Source organism: Arthrobacter silviterrae (assembly GCF_011045165.1).
Taxonomy (GTDB): domain Bacteria; phylum Actinomycetota; class Actinomycetes; order Actinomycetales; family Micrococcaceae; genus Specibacter; species Specibacter silviterrae.
Window position 1 is genome coordinate 73,628 of the sequence record NZ_JAAKZI010000012.1, and the last position, 15,325, is coordinate 88,952.

Annotated in this window: 17 protein-coding genes; 10 read left to right on the forward strand and 7 right to left on the reverse strand. The window is 66.7% G+C overall.

The genetic code is table 11. The features are described 5' to 3' along the window. Positions 1–33: 33 nt before the first annotated feature. The 4 genes from G6N77_RS08830 to dnaK form a co-directional block, all read right to left on the reverse strand. Complete coding sequence (locus G6N77_RS08830) at positions 34–474, reverse strand: heat shock protein transcriptional repressor HspR (protein WP_165181663.1); 441 nt, start codon at positions 472–474, stop codon at positions 34–36. Positions 475–519: 45 nt separating this feature from the next. Continuing rightward, the gene (locus G6N77_RS08835) at positions 520–1,500 is read right to left on the reverse strand and encodes a DnaJ C-terminal domain-containing protein (RefSeq protein ID WP_165181664.1); all 981 of its coding nucleotides are present in this window, start codon (positions 1,498–1,500) and stop codon (positions 520–522) included. Between the two features lie 95 nt (positions 1,501–1,595). Next, positions 1,596–2,192, reverse strand: coding sequence for a nucleotide exchange factor GrpE (locus G6N77_RS08840; protein WP_165181665.1), 597 nt, complete (start codon positions 2,190–2,192; stop codon positions 1,596–1,598). A gap of 2 nt (positions 2,193–2,194) precedes the next feature. After that, complete coding sequence (gene dnaK / locus G6N77_RS08845; RefSeq protein WP_165181666.1) at positions 2,195–4,057, reverse strand: molecular chaperone DnaK; 1,863 nt, start codon at positions 4,055–4,057, stop codon at positions 2,195–2,197. A gap of 261 nt (positions 4,058–4,318) precedes the next feature. On the opposite strand from dnaK, the gene G6N77_RS08850 reads away from it, so the two are divergent. Beyond that, on the forward strand, positions 4,319–5,143 hold the full coding sequence (locus tag G6N77_RS08850; RefSeq protein WP_165181667.1) for a methyltransferase domain-containing protein: 825 nt from the start codon (positions 4,319–4,321) through the stop codon (positions 5,141–5,143). A 23-nt stretch (positions 5,144–5,166) separates the two neighbouring features. After that, positions 5,167–5,751: a TMEM175 family protein gene (locus tag G6N77_RS08855; RefSeq protein WP_165181668.1), complete on the forward strand. Its 585-nt coding sequence runs from the start codon at positions 5,167–5,169 to the stop codon at positions 5,749–5,751. Here G6N77_RS08855 and G6N77_RS08860 read toward each other — a convergent pair. After that, entirely contained in the window at positions 5,748–6,146 is a 399-nt protein-coding gene (locus G6N77_RS08860; RefSeq protein ID WP_205678138.1) for an arsenate reductase ArsC, read from the reverse strand. The two genes, G6N77_RS08855 and G6N77_RS08860, sit on opposite strands and share 4 nt — an antisense overlap. A 107-nt stretch (positions 6,147–6,253) precedes the next feature. Here G6N77_RS08860 and G6N77_RS08865 point away from each other — a divergent pair, with 107 nt between their 5' ends. From G6N77_RS08865 to pabB, 7 genes are all read left to right on the forward strand, one after another. Further along, positions 6,254–6,604 carry an ArsR/SmtB family transcription factor gene (locus G6N77_RS08865; RefSeq protein WP_165181670.1) on the forward strand — a complete coding sequence of 117 codons (351 nt, stop codon included), beginning with the start codon at positions 6,254–6,256 and terminating at the stop codon, positions 6,602–6,604. A 17-nt stretch (positions 6,605–6,621) separates the two neighbouring features. Beyond that, positions 6,622–7,098, forward strand: coding sequence for a GNAT family N-acetyltransferase (locus G6N77_RS08870; protein WP_165181711.1), 477 nt, complete (start codon positions 6,622–6,624; stop codon positions 7,096–7,098). A 25-nt stretch (positions 7,099–7,123) separates the two neighbouring features. Then, the gene (locus G6N77_RS08875; protein WP_165181671.1) at positions 7,124–7,744 is read left to right on the forward strand and encodes a LysE family transporter; all 621 of its coding nucleotides are present in this window, start codon (positions 7,124–7,126) and stop codon (positions 7,742–7,744) included. Between the two features lie 94 nt (positions 7,745–7,838). Then, positions 7,839–8,882: a WXG100 family type VII secretion target gene (locus G6N77_RS08880; protein ID WP_165181672.1), complete on the forward strand. Its 1,044-nt coding sequence runs from the start codon at positions 7,839–7,841 to the stop codon at positions 8,880–8,882. 44 nt (positions 8,883–8,926) lie between these two features. Further along, positions 8,927–9,601, forward strand: a complete 675-nt coding sequence (locus G6N77_RS08885) for a hypothetical protein (protein WP_165181673.1) — start codon at positions 8,927–8,929, stop codon at positions 9,599–9,601. Beyond that, positions 9,598–9,936, forward strand: a complete 339-nt coding sequence (locus G6N77_RS08890) for a hypothetical protein (protein ID WP_165181674.1) — start codon at positions 9,598–9,600, stop codon at positions 9,934–9,936. The genes G6N77_RS08885 and G6N77_RS08890 overlap by 4 nt, the downstream gene beginning before the upstream one ends. A gap of 77 nt (positions 9,937–10,013) precedes the next feature. Beyond that, positions 10,014–12,116 carry an aminodeoxychorismate synthase component I gene (gene pabB, locus G6N77_RS08895; RefSeq protein WP_262453261.1) on the forward strand — a complete coding sequence of 701 codons (2,103 nt, stop codon included), beginning with the start codon at positions 10,014–10,016 and terminating at the stop codon, positions 12,114–12,116. 16 nt (positions 12,117–12,132) lie between these two features. Here pabB and cls read toward each other — a convergent pair whose 3' ends face one another. Beyond that, entirely contained in the window at positions 12,133–13,590 is a 1,458-nt protein-coding gene (cls, locus tag G6N77_RS08900; protein WP_205678139.1) for a cardiolipin synthase, read from the reverse strand. Between the two features lie 108 nt (positions 13,591–13,698). On the opposite strand from cls, the gene G6N77_RS08905 reads away from it, so the two are divergent. Then, entirely contained in the window at positions 13,699–14,616 is a 918-nt protein-coding gene (locus tag G6N77_RS08905) for an aminodeoxychorismate lyase (RefSeq protein ID WP_165181676.1), read from the forward strand. Here G6N77_RS08905 and G6N77_RS08910 read toward each other — a convergent pair. After that, positions 14,588–15,241, reverse strand: a complete 654-nt coding sequence (locus G6N77_RS08910) for a Pr6Pr family membrane protein (protein ID WP_165181677.1) — start codon at positions 15,239–15,241, stop codon at positions 14,588–14,590. The two genes, G6N77_RS08905 and G6N77_RS08910, sit on opposite strands and share 29 nt — an antisense overlap. Between the last annotated feature and the right edge of the window lie 84 nt (positions 15,242–15,325).

The following is a 15,325-nucleotide window of genomic DNA, read 5'->3' on the forward strand; positions in this document are numbered from 1 at the left end:
AATTTCACACGCCGCCGGCAGTTTGGCACGCCGTCAGCGCTGCGGACGCCAGATGACGACGGCCTGGCTGCGGGCGCGCGGGCGCTGGCCGCGGGCCAGTGCCACAATGTCGTCGCCGGCCAGGCCCGCGGCAAACACGCGGCTGTTGGGGCGCGGCGGGCGCGACTCCATCTCCGCCGTGACGGATTCCAGCTGCTCGCCCAGTTCACGCACCTTGGCGCGGAGGGCCTCCACCTGGTTCTCCAGCTGCATGATCCGCCGGATGCCTTCCAGGGAAACGCCCTCATGGGAGAGCCGCTGGACCTCGCGGAGCATGTCGACGTCGTGCTGTGAATATCGGCGCGAGCGTCCGGGGGCCCGGTTCGGCTTCACAATGCCCAGGCGGTCGTACTGGCGCAGGGTTTGCGGGTGCATCTCCGCCAGCTCCGCCGCCACGGAGATCACAAAGATGGGTGCGTGGGGGTCGACAATCATCGTGATCTCCTCTCTTCGGTGGTTGAGCCTGTCGAAACCCGGTGGTTAGAGCTTGGCCTTGTCGCGCAGCGTGGCCCGGGGGTCGCCGTCGGCCGTGGCTGCAGCGAATGCCCTGACGGCCTCCTCGGCATCCTTGCTGAGTTTCTGCGGGACGGAAACATCGATCGTCACGAGCAGGTCGCCGTCGCCCTTCTTCGTCTTGACGCCGGCACCCTTGACCCGGAGGGTCCGCCCGCTGGGCGTTCCGGCCGGGACGCGCACCCTGACGGTGTCGCCGGTGAGCGTGGGGACGCTGATGTCCGCGCCCAGGGCAGCCTCGGGAAATGTCACGGGCACGTGGATGCGAATGTTGTCGCCGTCGCGCATGAAAAAGTCGTGCGGCTTGACGTTGACGGTGACCACCAGGTCCCCCGGGCCCGCGGCGCCTGACTGGCCCTTGCCCTTGACCCTGACCTTTTGGCCGTCCTTGATGCCGGCGGGAATGCGCACGTCAATGGTGTCGCCGCTGGGTTCACGGAAGGCGATCTTGGTGCCGTTGATGGAGCCGCCGAAGGAAATGCTGGTCGACGCCGACCTGTCGGCACCCTTGGTGGGCGCGGGCTGGTAGCCGCCGCCGAAGCCGCCACCGCCAAAGAGGTCGGCAAATTCGGGCGGGAGTCCTGAACCGTTGAAGCCGGGCGTGCCGCGCCGGGCACCGCCCCGTCCACCGCCAAAGAGGTCGCCAAACACGTCCTCAAAGCCTGTGGGACCACCCTGCCCGCCTGCCCCGCCGGCGCTGAAGCGGGCTCCGCCGCCCATGGCACGGATGGCGTCGTACTGTTCGCGGTCTTCCTTGTTGGACAGCACCGAGTATGCCTCAGAAATGTCCTTGAACGTCTTTTCCGCCTTGGCATCACCGGCATTGGTGTCCGGGTGGTACTTGCGTGCCAGCTTCCGGTATGACTTCTTGATGTCGGCGTCCGACGCATCTTTGGCCACCCCAAGGATCTTGTAAAAGTCCTTCTCTGCCCAATCTTGACTTGCCAAGACGCCTCCTTCTGGAAAAAAATTGTAGTGAAATGCGGTGGTTGAGCTCACCGAAACGCCAAGGTTTCGACAAGCTCAACCACCGATTCGAGTTGCTACTCCGGTACGGCCACAATCACCTGCGCGGCGCGCAGCACGCGCTCACCGGACTTGTAGCCGTTGCGCAGCACCTGGCTGACCGTGTCAACCTCGACGTCCGCCGACGGCTGCTGGATCAGGGCCTCGTGCACGGTTGGATCGAAAGGCACGCCGGTGGCGTCAATCTTCTCCAGGCCGTACGTTCCCAGCGCTGTTTCCAGCTTGGTGGCAATGGCCGCAAACGGCCCGTCAACGATGTCGCCATGGGCACGCCCGGCGTCGACGTCGTCCAGGACAGGCAGCAGCGAGTTCAGCACGCCGATGACGGCCATCTGGCCGGCAACCGCACGGTCGCGCTCAACGCGCTTGCGGTAGTTGACGTACTCCGCCTGGAGCCGAAGAAGATCGTTCTTCAGCTCCGCGGCGTCCTCGCCCGCTCCCTTGGCCACGGATTCCTCCGCGGGCACCTCAACACCGTTGAGTATGTCCTCCGCCTGGGAGAGGGCGTCGCCCTGGGTCTCGACAGGCTCGGCCACCGGGTTGCCAGGGGTCTCGACGGGCTCGACCGCCGGGTCCACCGGCTTGCCCTCTTCGGGGTTTACGGATTCAGACATGTCTACTTCTTCTCGTCTGCGTCTTCGTCGATGATCTCGGCGTCAACGATGTCCTCGTCTGCACCGGCCCCGGACGGAGCACCCTCGGAGGCGTCGGACGCGGCACCCTCAGCGGAAGCCGCGGCGTAGATGGCCTCGCCCAGCTTGGACTGCGAAGCCTGCAGCTTCTCAAACGCAGCCTTCACGGCTGCGTCGTCGTCGCCGGCCAGGGCCGTCTTCAGCTCGGTGACATCGGCCTTGACCGTGTTCTTGACGTCCTCGGGCAGCTTGTCGTCGTTGTCGGCGAGCACCTTGTCCACGGAGTAGTGCAGTTGCTCGGCGGAGTTGCGCAGGTCCGCTGCCTCGCGGCGGGCCTTGTCCTCTGCTGCGTGCTCTTCGGCCTCGTGCACCATGCGCTCGATGTCATCCTTGGACAGTGCGGTGCCGCCCGTGATGGTCATGGACTGCTCGGTGCCGGTGCCCTTGTCCTTGGCGGAAACGTGGACAATGCCGTTGGCGTCGATGTCGAAGGTGACCTCAACCTGCGGGACGCCGCGCGGGGCCGGCGCGATGCCGGTCAGCTCGAACGTGCCCAGCGGCTTGTTGTCGCGGGTGAACTGGCGCTCGCCCTGGAAGACCTGGATGGCCACGGACGGCTGGTTGTCGTCAGCGGTGGTGAAGGTCTCCGAACGCTTCGTCGGGATGGCTGTGTTGCGCTCGATCAGGTTGGTCATGACACCGCCCTTGGTCTCGATGCCCAGGGACAGCGGGGTGACGTCGATCAGGAGAACGTCCTTGCGCTCGCCCTTCAGGACACCTGCCTGCAGTGCGGCACCAACGGCCACCACCTCATCCGGGTTGACGCCCTTGTTGGGCTCCTTGCCGCCGGCCAGTTCCTTAACCAGTTCGACGACGGCGGGCATGCGGGTGGAACCGCCCACGAGCACGATGTGGTCGATGTCGGAAACCTTGATGTTGGCTTCCTTGATGACGTCATTGAACGGCTTCTTGGTGCGCTCGAGCAGGTCCTTGGTCATGTCCTGGAGCTTGGCGCGGGTCAGCTGCTCGTCCAGGTGCACCGGACCGTCGGGGGTGACGGAGAGGTACTGCAGGGAGATGTTGGTGGAGGTCGAGGAGGAGAGTTCCTTCTTGGCCTGCTCGGCAGCTTCCTTCAGGCGCTGGAGGGCGATCTTGTCCTTGGACAGGTCGATGCCCTTGACCTTGAGCTGGTTCAGCAGGTATTCAACAACGCGCTGGTCCCAGTCGTCGCCGCCGAGGCGGTTGTCCCCGTAGGTGGCGCGCACCTGGATGGTGGAGAAGTCGTCTTCATCCTTGCCCACTTCGAGCAGGGAGACGTCAAACGTTCCGCCGCCGAGGTCGAAGACCAGGATGAGCTCGTCTTCCTTGCCCTTGTCCAGGCCGTAGGCCAGGGCGGCCGCAGTGGGCTCGTTGACAATGCGCAGCACGTTCAGACCGGCAATTTCACCGGCTTCCTTGGTGGCCTGGCGCTGGGCGTCGTTAAAGTAGGCCGGGACGGTGACCACGGCGTCGGTGACCTTCTCGCCCAGGTACGCTTCGGCGTCGTTCTTGAGCTTCATCAGGATGCGGGCGGAGATTTCCTGCGCGGTGTACTTCTTGTCGTCGATCGCAACGGTCCAGTCGGTGCCCATGTGGCGCTTGACGGAGGCGATGGTGCGGTCGATGTTGTTGACGGCCTGGCGCTTGGCGATTTCGCCGACCAGGACTTCGCCGCTCTTGGAGAAGGCAACAACGGACGGGGTGGTGCGGCCGCCTTCTGCGTTGGCGATGACGGTGGGCTCGCCGCCTTCCAGCACGGAGACGACAGAGTTGGTGGTTCCGAGGTCAATACCTACGGCACGTGACATAAGTGGTTCCTTTCAGGGGCCGCTGCGTGAACAAGTCCGCGGCCGGGATGGCTGCGGGTTCGCTCAACCAGCGGGTATTGAGCGTTCTGGACTCAACTTTACTCAGGCTCGTTTCCATGTCAAATGAAGTTGAGCGTAGTTGGCTCAACTTTCACTGTGGGCGTACATGCCCGACGCCGGAGGGCCGGGTTCAGGGTGCGCTCCACGCCAAGGTGTGGGCAGGCGTGGCGCCCAGCTCCGGCCGGGCATACACTCCCATTTATGAACGCGGCAAACAGCTCAGGGTCCGGGGATGTCTATACGCACGGCCACCACGAAAGCGTGCTGCGCTCGCACGTTTCGCGGACCGCCGCCAATTCCGCGGCGTATCTCATTCCACACCTCACACACGGACTCCGCGTGCTGGACGTGGGGTCCGGGCCGGGCACCATCACGGCCGACTTTGCGCGGCTGGTGGCACCCGGCGAGGTGCTGGGACTGGACCGCTCCCCGGAGGTGGTTGCTGCGGCCACCGCATTGGCCGCCGACCAGCACCTCCGCAACCTCAGCTTCGACACGGGCGACATCTACGAGCTGGACTTCCCCGACGAATCATTTGACGTGGTCCACGCCCACCAGGTTCTCCAACACCTGACCGACCCGGTCGCGGCGCTGCGTGAAATGCGGCGCGTGGCCAGGCCCGGCGGCATTGTGGCCGTGCGCGACGCCGACTTTCACGGCATGTCCTGGTACCCGGAACTGCCCGAGCTCGACGAATGGATGGACCTCTACCAGCAGGTGGCACGGCACAACAATGCCGAGCCCGACGCCGGACGCCGCCTAGTCCACTGGGCGCAGGCTGCAGGCTTCACGGACGTGTCGCCGTCGTCGGCCAATTGGCTGTACGCCACCGAGGAGCAGCGCCTCTGGCACGCCGGCGTGTGGGCGGACCGGGTGGTGAAGTCCGCCTTTGCCGAGCAGGCCGTGGGCTACGGGCTGGCGGATGCAGCGGCGCTGGAGAGGATTTCGGCGGGCTGGCGGGCCTGGGGCGCCAGCCCGGACGGCTGGTTTGTGATGCCCAACGGGGAGATCATTGCCCGGGCCTGACACTGCCACACTGGGAGGGACTTGTGGACAAGAACCGGCTTGAGGCGCTCAGCGACGGCGTCCTGGCGATCATCATCACCATCATGGTGCTGGAGTTCAAGACGCCGGCGACGGCGGACTGGTCCGGCCTGGCGAGCATCCTTCCGACGCTGCTGAGCTACTTGCTGAGCTTCGTCTACATCGGCATCTACTGGAACAACCACCACCACATGATCAAGCTGGCCAATGAGGTGACGGGCGGCATCCTGTGGGCCAACCTGCACCTGCTGTTTTGGCTGTCCCTGGTGCCGTTCATGACCCGCTGGATGGACGAGTCCGGCTTCGCGACCGTCCCGGTCTTCATTTACGGGGCGAACCTGATGCTGGCCGCCATTGCCTACGCCATCCTGCAGGCAGGATTCATCCGTCAGCAGGGCCCGGGCGGCAGGCTGGCGAGGGCGATCGGGAAAAACGTCAAGGCGCGCGTCTCCCCCGCCATCTATATAGCAGGTTGCGCGCTGACCTTTGCCTCCCCCGTGTTCGGGCTGGCGGCCTATGCCGTGGTGGCGGCCATCTGGCTGGTGCCGGACCGCGGCATGGAGCGCGTGTTGCGCGCAGGCGGGGCTTAGGCCAGCAGCTCCGCCACCAGCGCCTGGATGCGGGACTTGATGTCGTCGCGGATGGGCCGGACGGCGGCCACGCCCTGCCCGGCCGGGTCCTCAAGTTCCCAGTCCTCGTAGCGTTTGCCGGGGAAGATCGGGCAGGTGTCGCCGCAGCCCATGGTGATGACCACGTCGGACTCCCGCACGGCGTCTGTGGTGAGCACCTTGGGGATCTCGGCGGACATGTCGATCCCGTCTTCCGCCATGGCGGCCACGGCGGCCGGATTGACCGAATCCGCCGGTTCGGAGCCGGCGGACCGGACCTCGATGGCGCCGCCGGAGAGGGCGGTGAGGTAGGCGGCCGCCATCTGCGAGCGGCCGGCGTTGTGCACGCAGACAAACAAGACGGATGGCTTCTTCATGGTGTCCACGGGGCTCCTGGCGGCATCACGACGGTAGATTGACGGTTGTCGATACATAGTATTTACCCCTATATCGACAACTGTCAATCCATGGGGATAATGGATGCATGGAGACTTTGCCGCTGCTTGCCCCCGCCGCCGAATCGGACTGCTGTGCACTCAGCGGCCGCGCGGCTCTCAGCCCCTCGGAAGCGCAGGCAAGGGCGCGGATCCTGAAGGCACTGTCGGATCCCAACAGGCTGCGCCTGCTCTCCATTGTGAAGGCCGGCGACGGCGGCGAAGCGTGCGTCTGCGACCTCACGGAACCCCTGGACCTGGGCCAGCCCACCGTCTCGCACCACCTGAAGATCCTGGTGGACGCCGGGCTGCTCCACCGCGAAAAGCGTGGCACCTGGGCGTACTACTCACTGGTCCCAGGGGCGCTCGAGGCAGCGTCGGAAAGCATCACGGCCCTGTGAGCACAGCGGTCCGGGAGATGACTGCGGACCACTGGCCCGCCGTCGAACGCATATATGCGGCCGGAATTGCCGGCGGCAATGCCACCTTTGCCGAGGCGCCGCCGTCCCGGGAGGACTTTTTTGCGGCCAAAATCCCGGGGCTGGGGCTGGTTGCCGTCAGTGACGCGGGCACGGTTCTAGGCTGGGCGGCGGCAACCCCCACGTCATCGCGGGAGGTTTACCGGGGGGTTGTTGAGCACTCCGTGTATGTGGATCCCTCGGCGGCCGGCCGGGGAGTAGGCCTGGCACTGTTGCATGCCCTGGCCGACCGTGCCCGGGAATTGGGAATGTGGACCATCCAGTCGTCCATCCTGGCGGAGAATGCGGCCAGCCTGGCACTGCACGAAAAGGCCGGCTTCCGGCAGGTTGGGCGGCGCGAGCGCATTGGCTTCATGACGTACGGCCCGCTTGCCGGGACGTGGCGGGACACGATCCTGATGGAACTGCGGCTGTAGGGCCCGCAGACCGTAAGCTTGGCTGGTGCAATTCTCCTTGTGGCTGGCCCTTGCCGGCGCCGGCGCCATGATCAGCCTGACCCCGGGCGCGGGCGCCATCAACACCATGTCCAACGCCCTCACCTCGGGCTTCCGGCGTTCCTTCTGGGGCATCCTGGGCCAGCAGCTTGCCCTGGTCATCCACGTCATCATTGTGGCCGCCGGCGTGGGCATCCTGGTCTCCAGCTCCCCCTTCCTCTTTGCCCTGGTCCGCTACGTTGGCGCCGCGTACCTGGTGTACCTGGGCATCCGCAAGCTGCTCGCGAAGGCGGAGGAGGCCGACGACGGCGCCGCACCGGCCGCCGTCGAGCCCGGCCTGTCCATGTTCCGGCGCGGGCTGTGGGTGAACCTGCTCAACCCCAAGGCGATTGTGTTTTTCCTGGCGTTCATGCCGCAGTTCATCCGGCCGGAACAGCCCCTGGCACCGCAGTACATCATCCTGACGGCCACCGTGGTGGGAATCGACATCATTGTCATGTGGTTTGTGTTTGCCGCGGGCGCCAAGCAGCTTAAGCACCTGACCACCAGCGAGCGCGGCCAGCTGATCCTGAACCGGATTTTCGGCATCCTGTTCATCGGCGTGGGCATCCTGCTGGCGCTGATCTAGGCATCATGGGAACCTCTCCCCATTGGCGCCGGCGCGCTGACGTGGTTGGGTGGAAGCCGAGACAAAACACGGACTTTCCGGGAAGGCACCTTTGGTGAATGACACAATGCTTGGCGCGGACCCGCAACAGCTGCGCGAGCTGGCCAAGGAATTTTCCCGCGCGTCGCAGCGGCTGCGGAACGTGGGCAGTGACCTGACACAGCGCATCAACCGGCCGGGCGGCTGGAACGGGCAGGACGCCGACCGTTTCCGGCACCAGTGGAATTCCAGCCACCGCCCCACCATCACGTCCGCGTGCAAGGGCTTCGACGACGCTGCCACCCTGCTGCTGCGCAACGCGGAGGAGCAGGAAAAAGCCAGTTCCGCGTCCGGCTTGGGCGGACCCGGGTTTCCAGGGTTTCCGGGGCTGCCGGGCTTCCCCGGGCTGCCAGGCTTTCCAGGCTTTCCCGGCGCCAAGCCGCCCGGATTGCTTGGCGGGATCCTCACCAACGGCGCACTGGGCACAGGTGAAACGGCGGGTGGCTGGTATACGGCACTGGGCGGCATGAGCAATCTGCTCCGGCTGGGCCCAGAACTGCGGCTCATGGGAAGCTTCAACACCCTTGAGCAGGCCTTGAAGGTTTCCCGCCTGGCCGGCGCGTTCGGCACCCTGGACGATTTCGTGGCCGGCGGAAACTGGGGTGCATTGGCCCAACGCGCCAGCCAGTTCATGGGCGACAGCGCCATCGCCGGACGAATCGGATCATTGGCGGGCCCGCTGGAAACCGCAGGCAAGGTCCTCGGCCCGGCAGGTGCCGTGCTTGGCGTCCTGACGGTCGGCACGGACATTGCCAAGGGCGACTACGGGCGCGCCGGTTACGACGGGGTGGTGACCGGGCTGGGCATTGCCGCCCTGTGCACACCGCCCCCGGCTGATCTTGCCTTGGGTGCTGCCGCGGGCGTCATGGCCGTCGGCGAGTTGGCCTACGACAACATCCCATTTGTGCACGACGCCGTCGATAACACCGTTTCCGCAGTGGGAGACGCCGCAACAGCCGTGGGCCACGCGGCCTCCGACGCGGCTGGCGCCATTGGCAACGCAGCCTCCGACCTTGGCCATGGCGTGGCCAAGGTGGCCAAAGACCTCTGGCCCTTCTGATCCGCCCACGGCACCCCACACTTCAATTGCAGGGAGAAAACACGATGACTGAGACAAACACAGCCGCCGCCGAAGGCACCGCCACGGTGTCGCCGGCAGTTGTCGGCTATGGCGCCGCTGAGGTCATTTACCTCATTTCCCAGGGCTCCGCCGGACTGAAGGAGAGGAACGCGGAGGCCCTCCAGGTCCGCCCCGGCGTCCTGACCGAACAAATTGCCGCCCTTGGCGCGTCAAGCCTGCTGGCCCGGGGCGAAATAGTGGCCAACGGGGAGGCGATGGAGCTGCGGGGAGGCGCCCGGATCCTTAACCAGGCACTCAATGCCGCCGTACGGTGGACCGAGGTGGCCATGGTCAACGGCACCGGAGTGGAAGCCGCCCTGTACATTCAGTCCCGCGACGTTTCGGTCTTCCTGCAGCCGGCCGCACTGAGCACCTGGTTCATGGTGGTCAAGGATCCGCAGGCGGGGGACGCCCAGATGCTCAAGCAGGTCATGGACAGCAACCTCGAACGCCACCCGGAGTCCGCAATGTACTTCGGGTCCCAGCTCATCGGGGGCCCCAAGGACCACCTCTTTGTCCGCGCCTCCGGCAACGGGCAGTGGGATGTGGCCCAGGTGGAGAATCCCGGGGAACAGGAACGGGACGACGCCGTCCCCACAGACCGCCTGCTGGCCCGCCTTGCCGAACTGCTGGCCCTTCCGGCGGAGGTTGCCAAGTGAGCACGAACGGCTATGGCCACGCCCCCGTGCCGTCCAACGACGCCGCCAGCCTGCGCGAACCCATGCCGTGGATGAGCCGGCGGCGCACCGGTGGCGCCTACCGCCTGCCCGGCATCCAATACCCCATCGGTTCCATCAGCTATGGCGTGGTGTTGATCGCCCTGGGTGTGGTGGCACTGGTGGCCACTGCGGGCGCGGGTTCCGGTGCGCTGGCAGCAGGGATCCCCATTTTCCTCATTGCTGCCGGCCTGGGCGTCTGGATGGTCATCATCGGCGCCGTCCGCTGGCCCTGGTACCGAAAGTACATCCAGCAGCACGGCCACCCTCCGTTCTAGGCGGCGCCCGCGCCCTCGATAGACTGGCCCCATGAGCAATGCCTGCCGGATCACCACCGCTTTCACGGGCCCCGCCCGTGGCTGATCCCCGCCCGGTGATCATCGCCGTCGACGGCCGCTCCGGAGCCGGCAAGACCACCGTTGCCCTGGAACTTGCCGCCCTGCTGCGCCGCCACCGCACCGTCTCCCTGTTCCACCTCGAGGACATATATCCCGGCTGGGACGGGCTGGCGGACGGGGTGGGCAGCTACGTTTCCTCCGTCCTGGAACCCCTCCACCGGGGCCTCCCCGCGCAGTGGACTGCGTGGGACTGGGCCGGGAAGCACGACGGCGACTCCCGCACCACCGCTGTTGCCGACGTCGTGCTGGTGGAAGGGGTCGGGGCGGCCCACGCCAGCGCGCGGCCGTACCTGGACGCCGTCGTGTGGGTGGAAGCAGCTGCCGCAGAAAGAAAGCAGCGGGCCCTGGCCCGCGACGGCGACACCTACGCGCCGTTCTGGGACCGCTGGGCCGAGCAGGAGGACAGGCTTTTGGCCGGGGACGCGGTGGCCGCCGTGGCGGACATTGTGGTGGACGGCACGAACGGGGTTGCCGCCGCCCCGGAACGTGTCCTCACGGCCCTGGCCGGGCTGCCGGCACTGGAAGCGCTGCTGGCCCCGGAGCTGGCGCGCCGCCGCGGGCTGGCATTTTCGGCGGAACGGGTGGCTGCCCATCCCGCCGCGGCGGATCTCTTTGCCGCCCTTTTCGGGGATTCGCCCGACGCCGTGTGGCTGGACAGCTCCATCGCGGACGGCGGCGGAGATTCCGGGCAGCCGGCAGGCCGTTCCCGGTTTTCCATCATGGCGGACGCCTCCGGCAGCTTCGGCCAGACTGCCACCCACGCAGATGGTGTGACAACCGTCCGGGCAGGCCAGGTGGCAGCCCGGATCCACGGGCCGTTCTTCCGCTGGCTGGACTCTGTCTGGGGGCGCCGGGCGGTGCGCACCCCGGAGCACTTCCCGGCGGAGTTCACATTGGGGTGGCTGGGATACCTGGGCTACGGGCTCAAGGCTGAAACGGGCGGCGCAGCCGAAGCACCGCCTCCCGGGGCAGCAAGCGGGACCCAGGCTCCGCCGTCGTCCGTGCCAGCCGCGCAACCCGCGGCCGCCCTGCTGTTTGCCGGGCGCGCCGTGGTGGTGGACCACCAGGAAAAATGCCTGTACCTGCTGACCCTGGCCGACGCCGGGCTGCCCGCCTCCGTCGCGGAAGCGGATTCGTGGACGTCGCAGGTGCGGGCCATGCTGGCGCAGCTGCACCAGGCGGACCCCCCTGCCTTGCCGCCAGCCCCCGCATTCAGCATCCGGGACGGCGAGGCGCGGTACAAGGCCATGATTGCCGCCTCCCTGGGCGAAATCCGTGACGGCAATTCCTACGAGGTGTGCCTGACCACGCAGCTCGAGGCGCACAGCGGCGGCCGGGTGGACGGCTGGGCCGCGTACCTAGCCCTGCGCAGCCGCAACCCTGCCCCGTTTGCCGCGTTCCTGCGCTTCGGCGGCACAGCGGTGTGCAGCACGTCCCCGGAACGCTTTCTGCGCATCGATTCCGCCGGGCTGATGCGCGCCGAACCCATCAAGGGCACCCGACGGCGCGGTGCCGGCCCGCAGGAGGACGCTGCGCTGAAGGCGGAGCTGTCATCGTCGCTGAAGGACCGGGCGGAAAACGTCATGATCGTGGACCTGCTCCGCAACGACCTGTCGCACTACGCCCTCCCCGGCTCCGTCACCGTCCCGCGGCTGTGCGCCGTGGAAAGCTACGCCACGGTCCACCAGCTGGTCAGCACCATCGAGGCACAGCTGGCGCCCGGCAATTCGCGGGCGCAGGCACTGGCTGCGGCGTTTCCCGCCGGCTCCATGACGGGAGCCCCGAAAATCAGCACCATGGCCATACTGGACCGGTTGGAGGCAGGCCCGCGCGGCATCTACTCCGGCGGCATCGGCTACTTTTCACTCAATGCTGCCATGGACCTCTCCGTCACCATCCGCACCCTGGTCCTGCAGGACACGGACGACGGCGGCACGCACCTTTCGCTGGGCATCGGCGGCGCCATCACGGCCGACTCCGACGACGACGCCGAATGGCAGGAAATCCAGGCCAAGGCCTACGGAGTCCTGTCGACCCTGGGCGCCACGTTCCCGGGCTGACTGCCGCGAGACTGGGTTACTGCAACGTGGCGGTCAGCCGGGCAACGTTGTCCACGTACCGGGCCAGGATGGGCCGGTTCACCCATTCGTCCAGGTACAGCTGGCGGGAGACCGCCCGGTAGTGCTCCTCGACGTCGTGCATGGCCAGGACCACGTCCTTGTCGATCATCATGACGGAGACCTCGAGGTTGAGCGAGAAGCTGCGCATGTCCATGTTGGAGGAACCGATCACGGCCACGTCGGAATCCACCGTGAAGTGCTTGGCGTGCAGCACCAGCGGCTTGGGGTAGAGGAAGATCTGCACCCCGGCCTTGAGAAGGGCCTCGTAATAGGAGCGCTGCGCGTGGTGGACCAGGAACTGGTCGCCCTTTTCGGAGACGAACAGTTCCACGCGGACCCCCCGCTGGGCCGCCGTCGTAATCGCGTACAGCAGCGAATCATCCGGCACGAAATACGGGCTGGAGATGGTGATCCGCTCCTCCGCCGAGTACAGCAGGGTGTTGAACAGGCGGAGGTTGTTTTCCGTCACGAACCCCGGCCCGCTGGGCACCACCTGGCACAGCACGCCTCCCGTGAACGAGTTCCAGTGGTGCGTGGCCAGCTGGGACTCCAGGTTTTCCTCGGTTTCACTGGACCAGTCGGTGGCAAACATAACGTTGAGGGTGCCCACAATGGGCCCCTCAAGGCGCGACATCAATTCCACCCATTTTCGGCCCAGCTTGGCATTGGCCTTCTTGCGGTAGGACGGCTCAATGACGTTCTGGGAGCCGGTAAACCCGACACGGCCGTCCACCACCAGGATCTTGCGGTGGTTGCGCAGGTCCGGGCGGCGCCACTGGCCCTTCACAGGCAGCAGCGGCAACATGCGCCGCCACTGGATCTCGCTGGCCTTCAGCCGGCGGATCATGTCCCGGTACCCGGGCACGCGCAGCGAGCCAATGTGGTCGAACAGGACGCGCACCCGCACCCCGCGCGCGGCGGCAGCCTCCAGTTCGCGGAACAGGTTCTCGGTGGAGCTGTCCGAGCTCATGATGTAAAACTCGGCGTTGACATAGTCCGTGGCGGTGCGCACCTCCGCAGCCATGGCGTCCAGGGATTCCTGGTAGCCGCGGATCAGCTGCACGGAATTGCCGCCCAGGGCAGGGAAGGAGCCCAGGTTGCGGTTGAGTTCCACGGCAGAATTGATCCACGGGGGCCCGTCATAGGGCGGCACCTGTTTGGCGATCTCCCGCGTCCCCTCCACCACCCGAATGTTGACCGCCGCCTGCGTTTCGCGCCGGCGGCGGGAGAGCCGGAAATTGCCAAACATCAGGAACAGGACCAGGCCCACGTAGGGCAGAAAGAAGATGCACAGCAGCCACGCCATGGCGGTGGTGGGGCGGCGGTTGCCGGGGATCACGCCGAGCACCACAATCCGGATCACCAGGTCCACCAACACGGCGAGCGCGGACAGCCAGGCGTTGGTGGTGGGCAAGGTAAACACTGTCCAGATCAAGCAGGCCTCCCCATGTCATGCGTCAGTGAGAACAGCCTACCGGTGGAGGCGCCCGGCGGCGGAACCGGTGGCCAGTATGCTCAAGTCATGACAGTTTTGGTGTTTCTTGACCCCGCTTTCCCCGACGGGCGCGTGGCCGACTCCGGCACGCCCGCGATCCTCGCCACGGACCAGGGCGTGACCCGCGGCGACGGCATCTTCGAGTCCCTGCTGGCCGTGAACGGCACGCCCCGCAAGGTGCAGGCACACCTTGACCGGATGGCCCGTTCCGCCCGCTCGCTGGACTTGGACATCCCCGACGCCGGCACCTGGCTGCGGGCCATTTCGACGGCGGCCGCCACCTTTGCCTCTGCCTCCCCCCAGGGCCCGGATGAACACGGCAACACCAACATTGTCATCAAGCTCATCGCCACCCGGGGCCCGGAGGGCGCCAACGCCACCACGGCATGGGTGCAGGCCTCCGCCGTGCCGCCGCTGCTGGCCGAGCAGCGCGAGAAGGGCCTGGATGTGCTGCTGCTGGACCGCGGCTATGACAGCACCATTTCCCACCGGGCCCCGTGGCTGCTGCTGGGGGCCAAGACGCTTTCCTACGCCGTCAACATGGCCGCCCTGCGCCACGCCCACTCCCACGGCGCGGATGACGTGATCTTCACCAGCGGTGACGGACACGTGTTGGAGGGACCGACGTCGTCCGTCCTGCTGGCGCAGCTGGCGGACCGCGGCGGCGCCCCGGTCAAGCGCCTCATCACGCCCAACCTGGACAGCGGCATCCTGCCCGGCACCACGCAGGGGGCGCTGTTTGCCGCCGCGAAGGAGGCCGGCTGGGAGCTGGGCTACGGACCCGTGGAGCCGCAGGACCTGTTCCGCGCCGACGCCGTGTGGCTGATTTCCAGCATCAGGCTGCTGGCTCCGGTGAACACCATTGACGGACAGGCTGTGGGCACGGCGGACGTCCGGTCCAGGCTGACGGCCGAACTCAGCGCCCTGCTGGCACAGACCCACTGACGGCGGTCGGGGCAATCAGGGGGCGGAGCTTGTTGCCGGCCACCACCAGCACGGCACTGACGGCAAGGAACGCAACCGCGATGAGCACACACGTCAGCGCCACCGTGCCGTAGCCGCCGTTGGCCGGGTTCAGGAACGGGTAGGCGTACCAGTTGATCGCTGCACCGCGTACCAGCGAGTAGGCCAGGTACACCACGGGCAGCAGGAGCACCAGGCTCAGCCGCCTGAACGCGATGGGCAGCCGCGGCGACTGCACCAGCCAATCCAGCACCACGACCACGGGCATCACGTAGTGCAGCCACGTGTTGATCCACGGCAGCAGCGAGCCCAGGTCCACGTCGCGCAGGAGGGCACTGAACACAATCCCCACCAGCGCCATGGACACCACGGAGGCGCAGCGGGCCAGCTGCCACAACGGACCCAGCTCGCGCCCGCGCCAGGCCAGCACGGACTCCACCAGCAGCACGCAGGCGGCAAAAATGTTGGACAGGTTCGTGAAGTAGCTAAAGAAGTTCAGCACATTGAAGCCGTGGCTGATGTGGATGCCCAGCTGGATGCCCACGGCGGTCAAGGTCACCGCGCCGAGCAGGAAGCGCAGGGCGGCAAGTACGCGGCGTAGTGTCATGGCTTCATCCTGCCACGGGTGCCGCACGGCAGGACCCGGGTGCGGGCGCCGATTTTGTCATGTTGCGCCACATTTCGCTGCTGC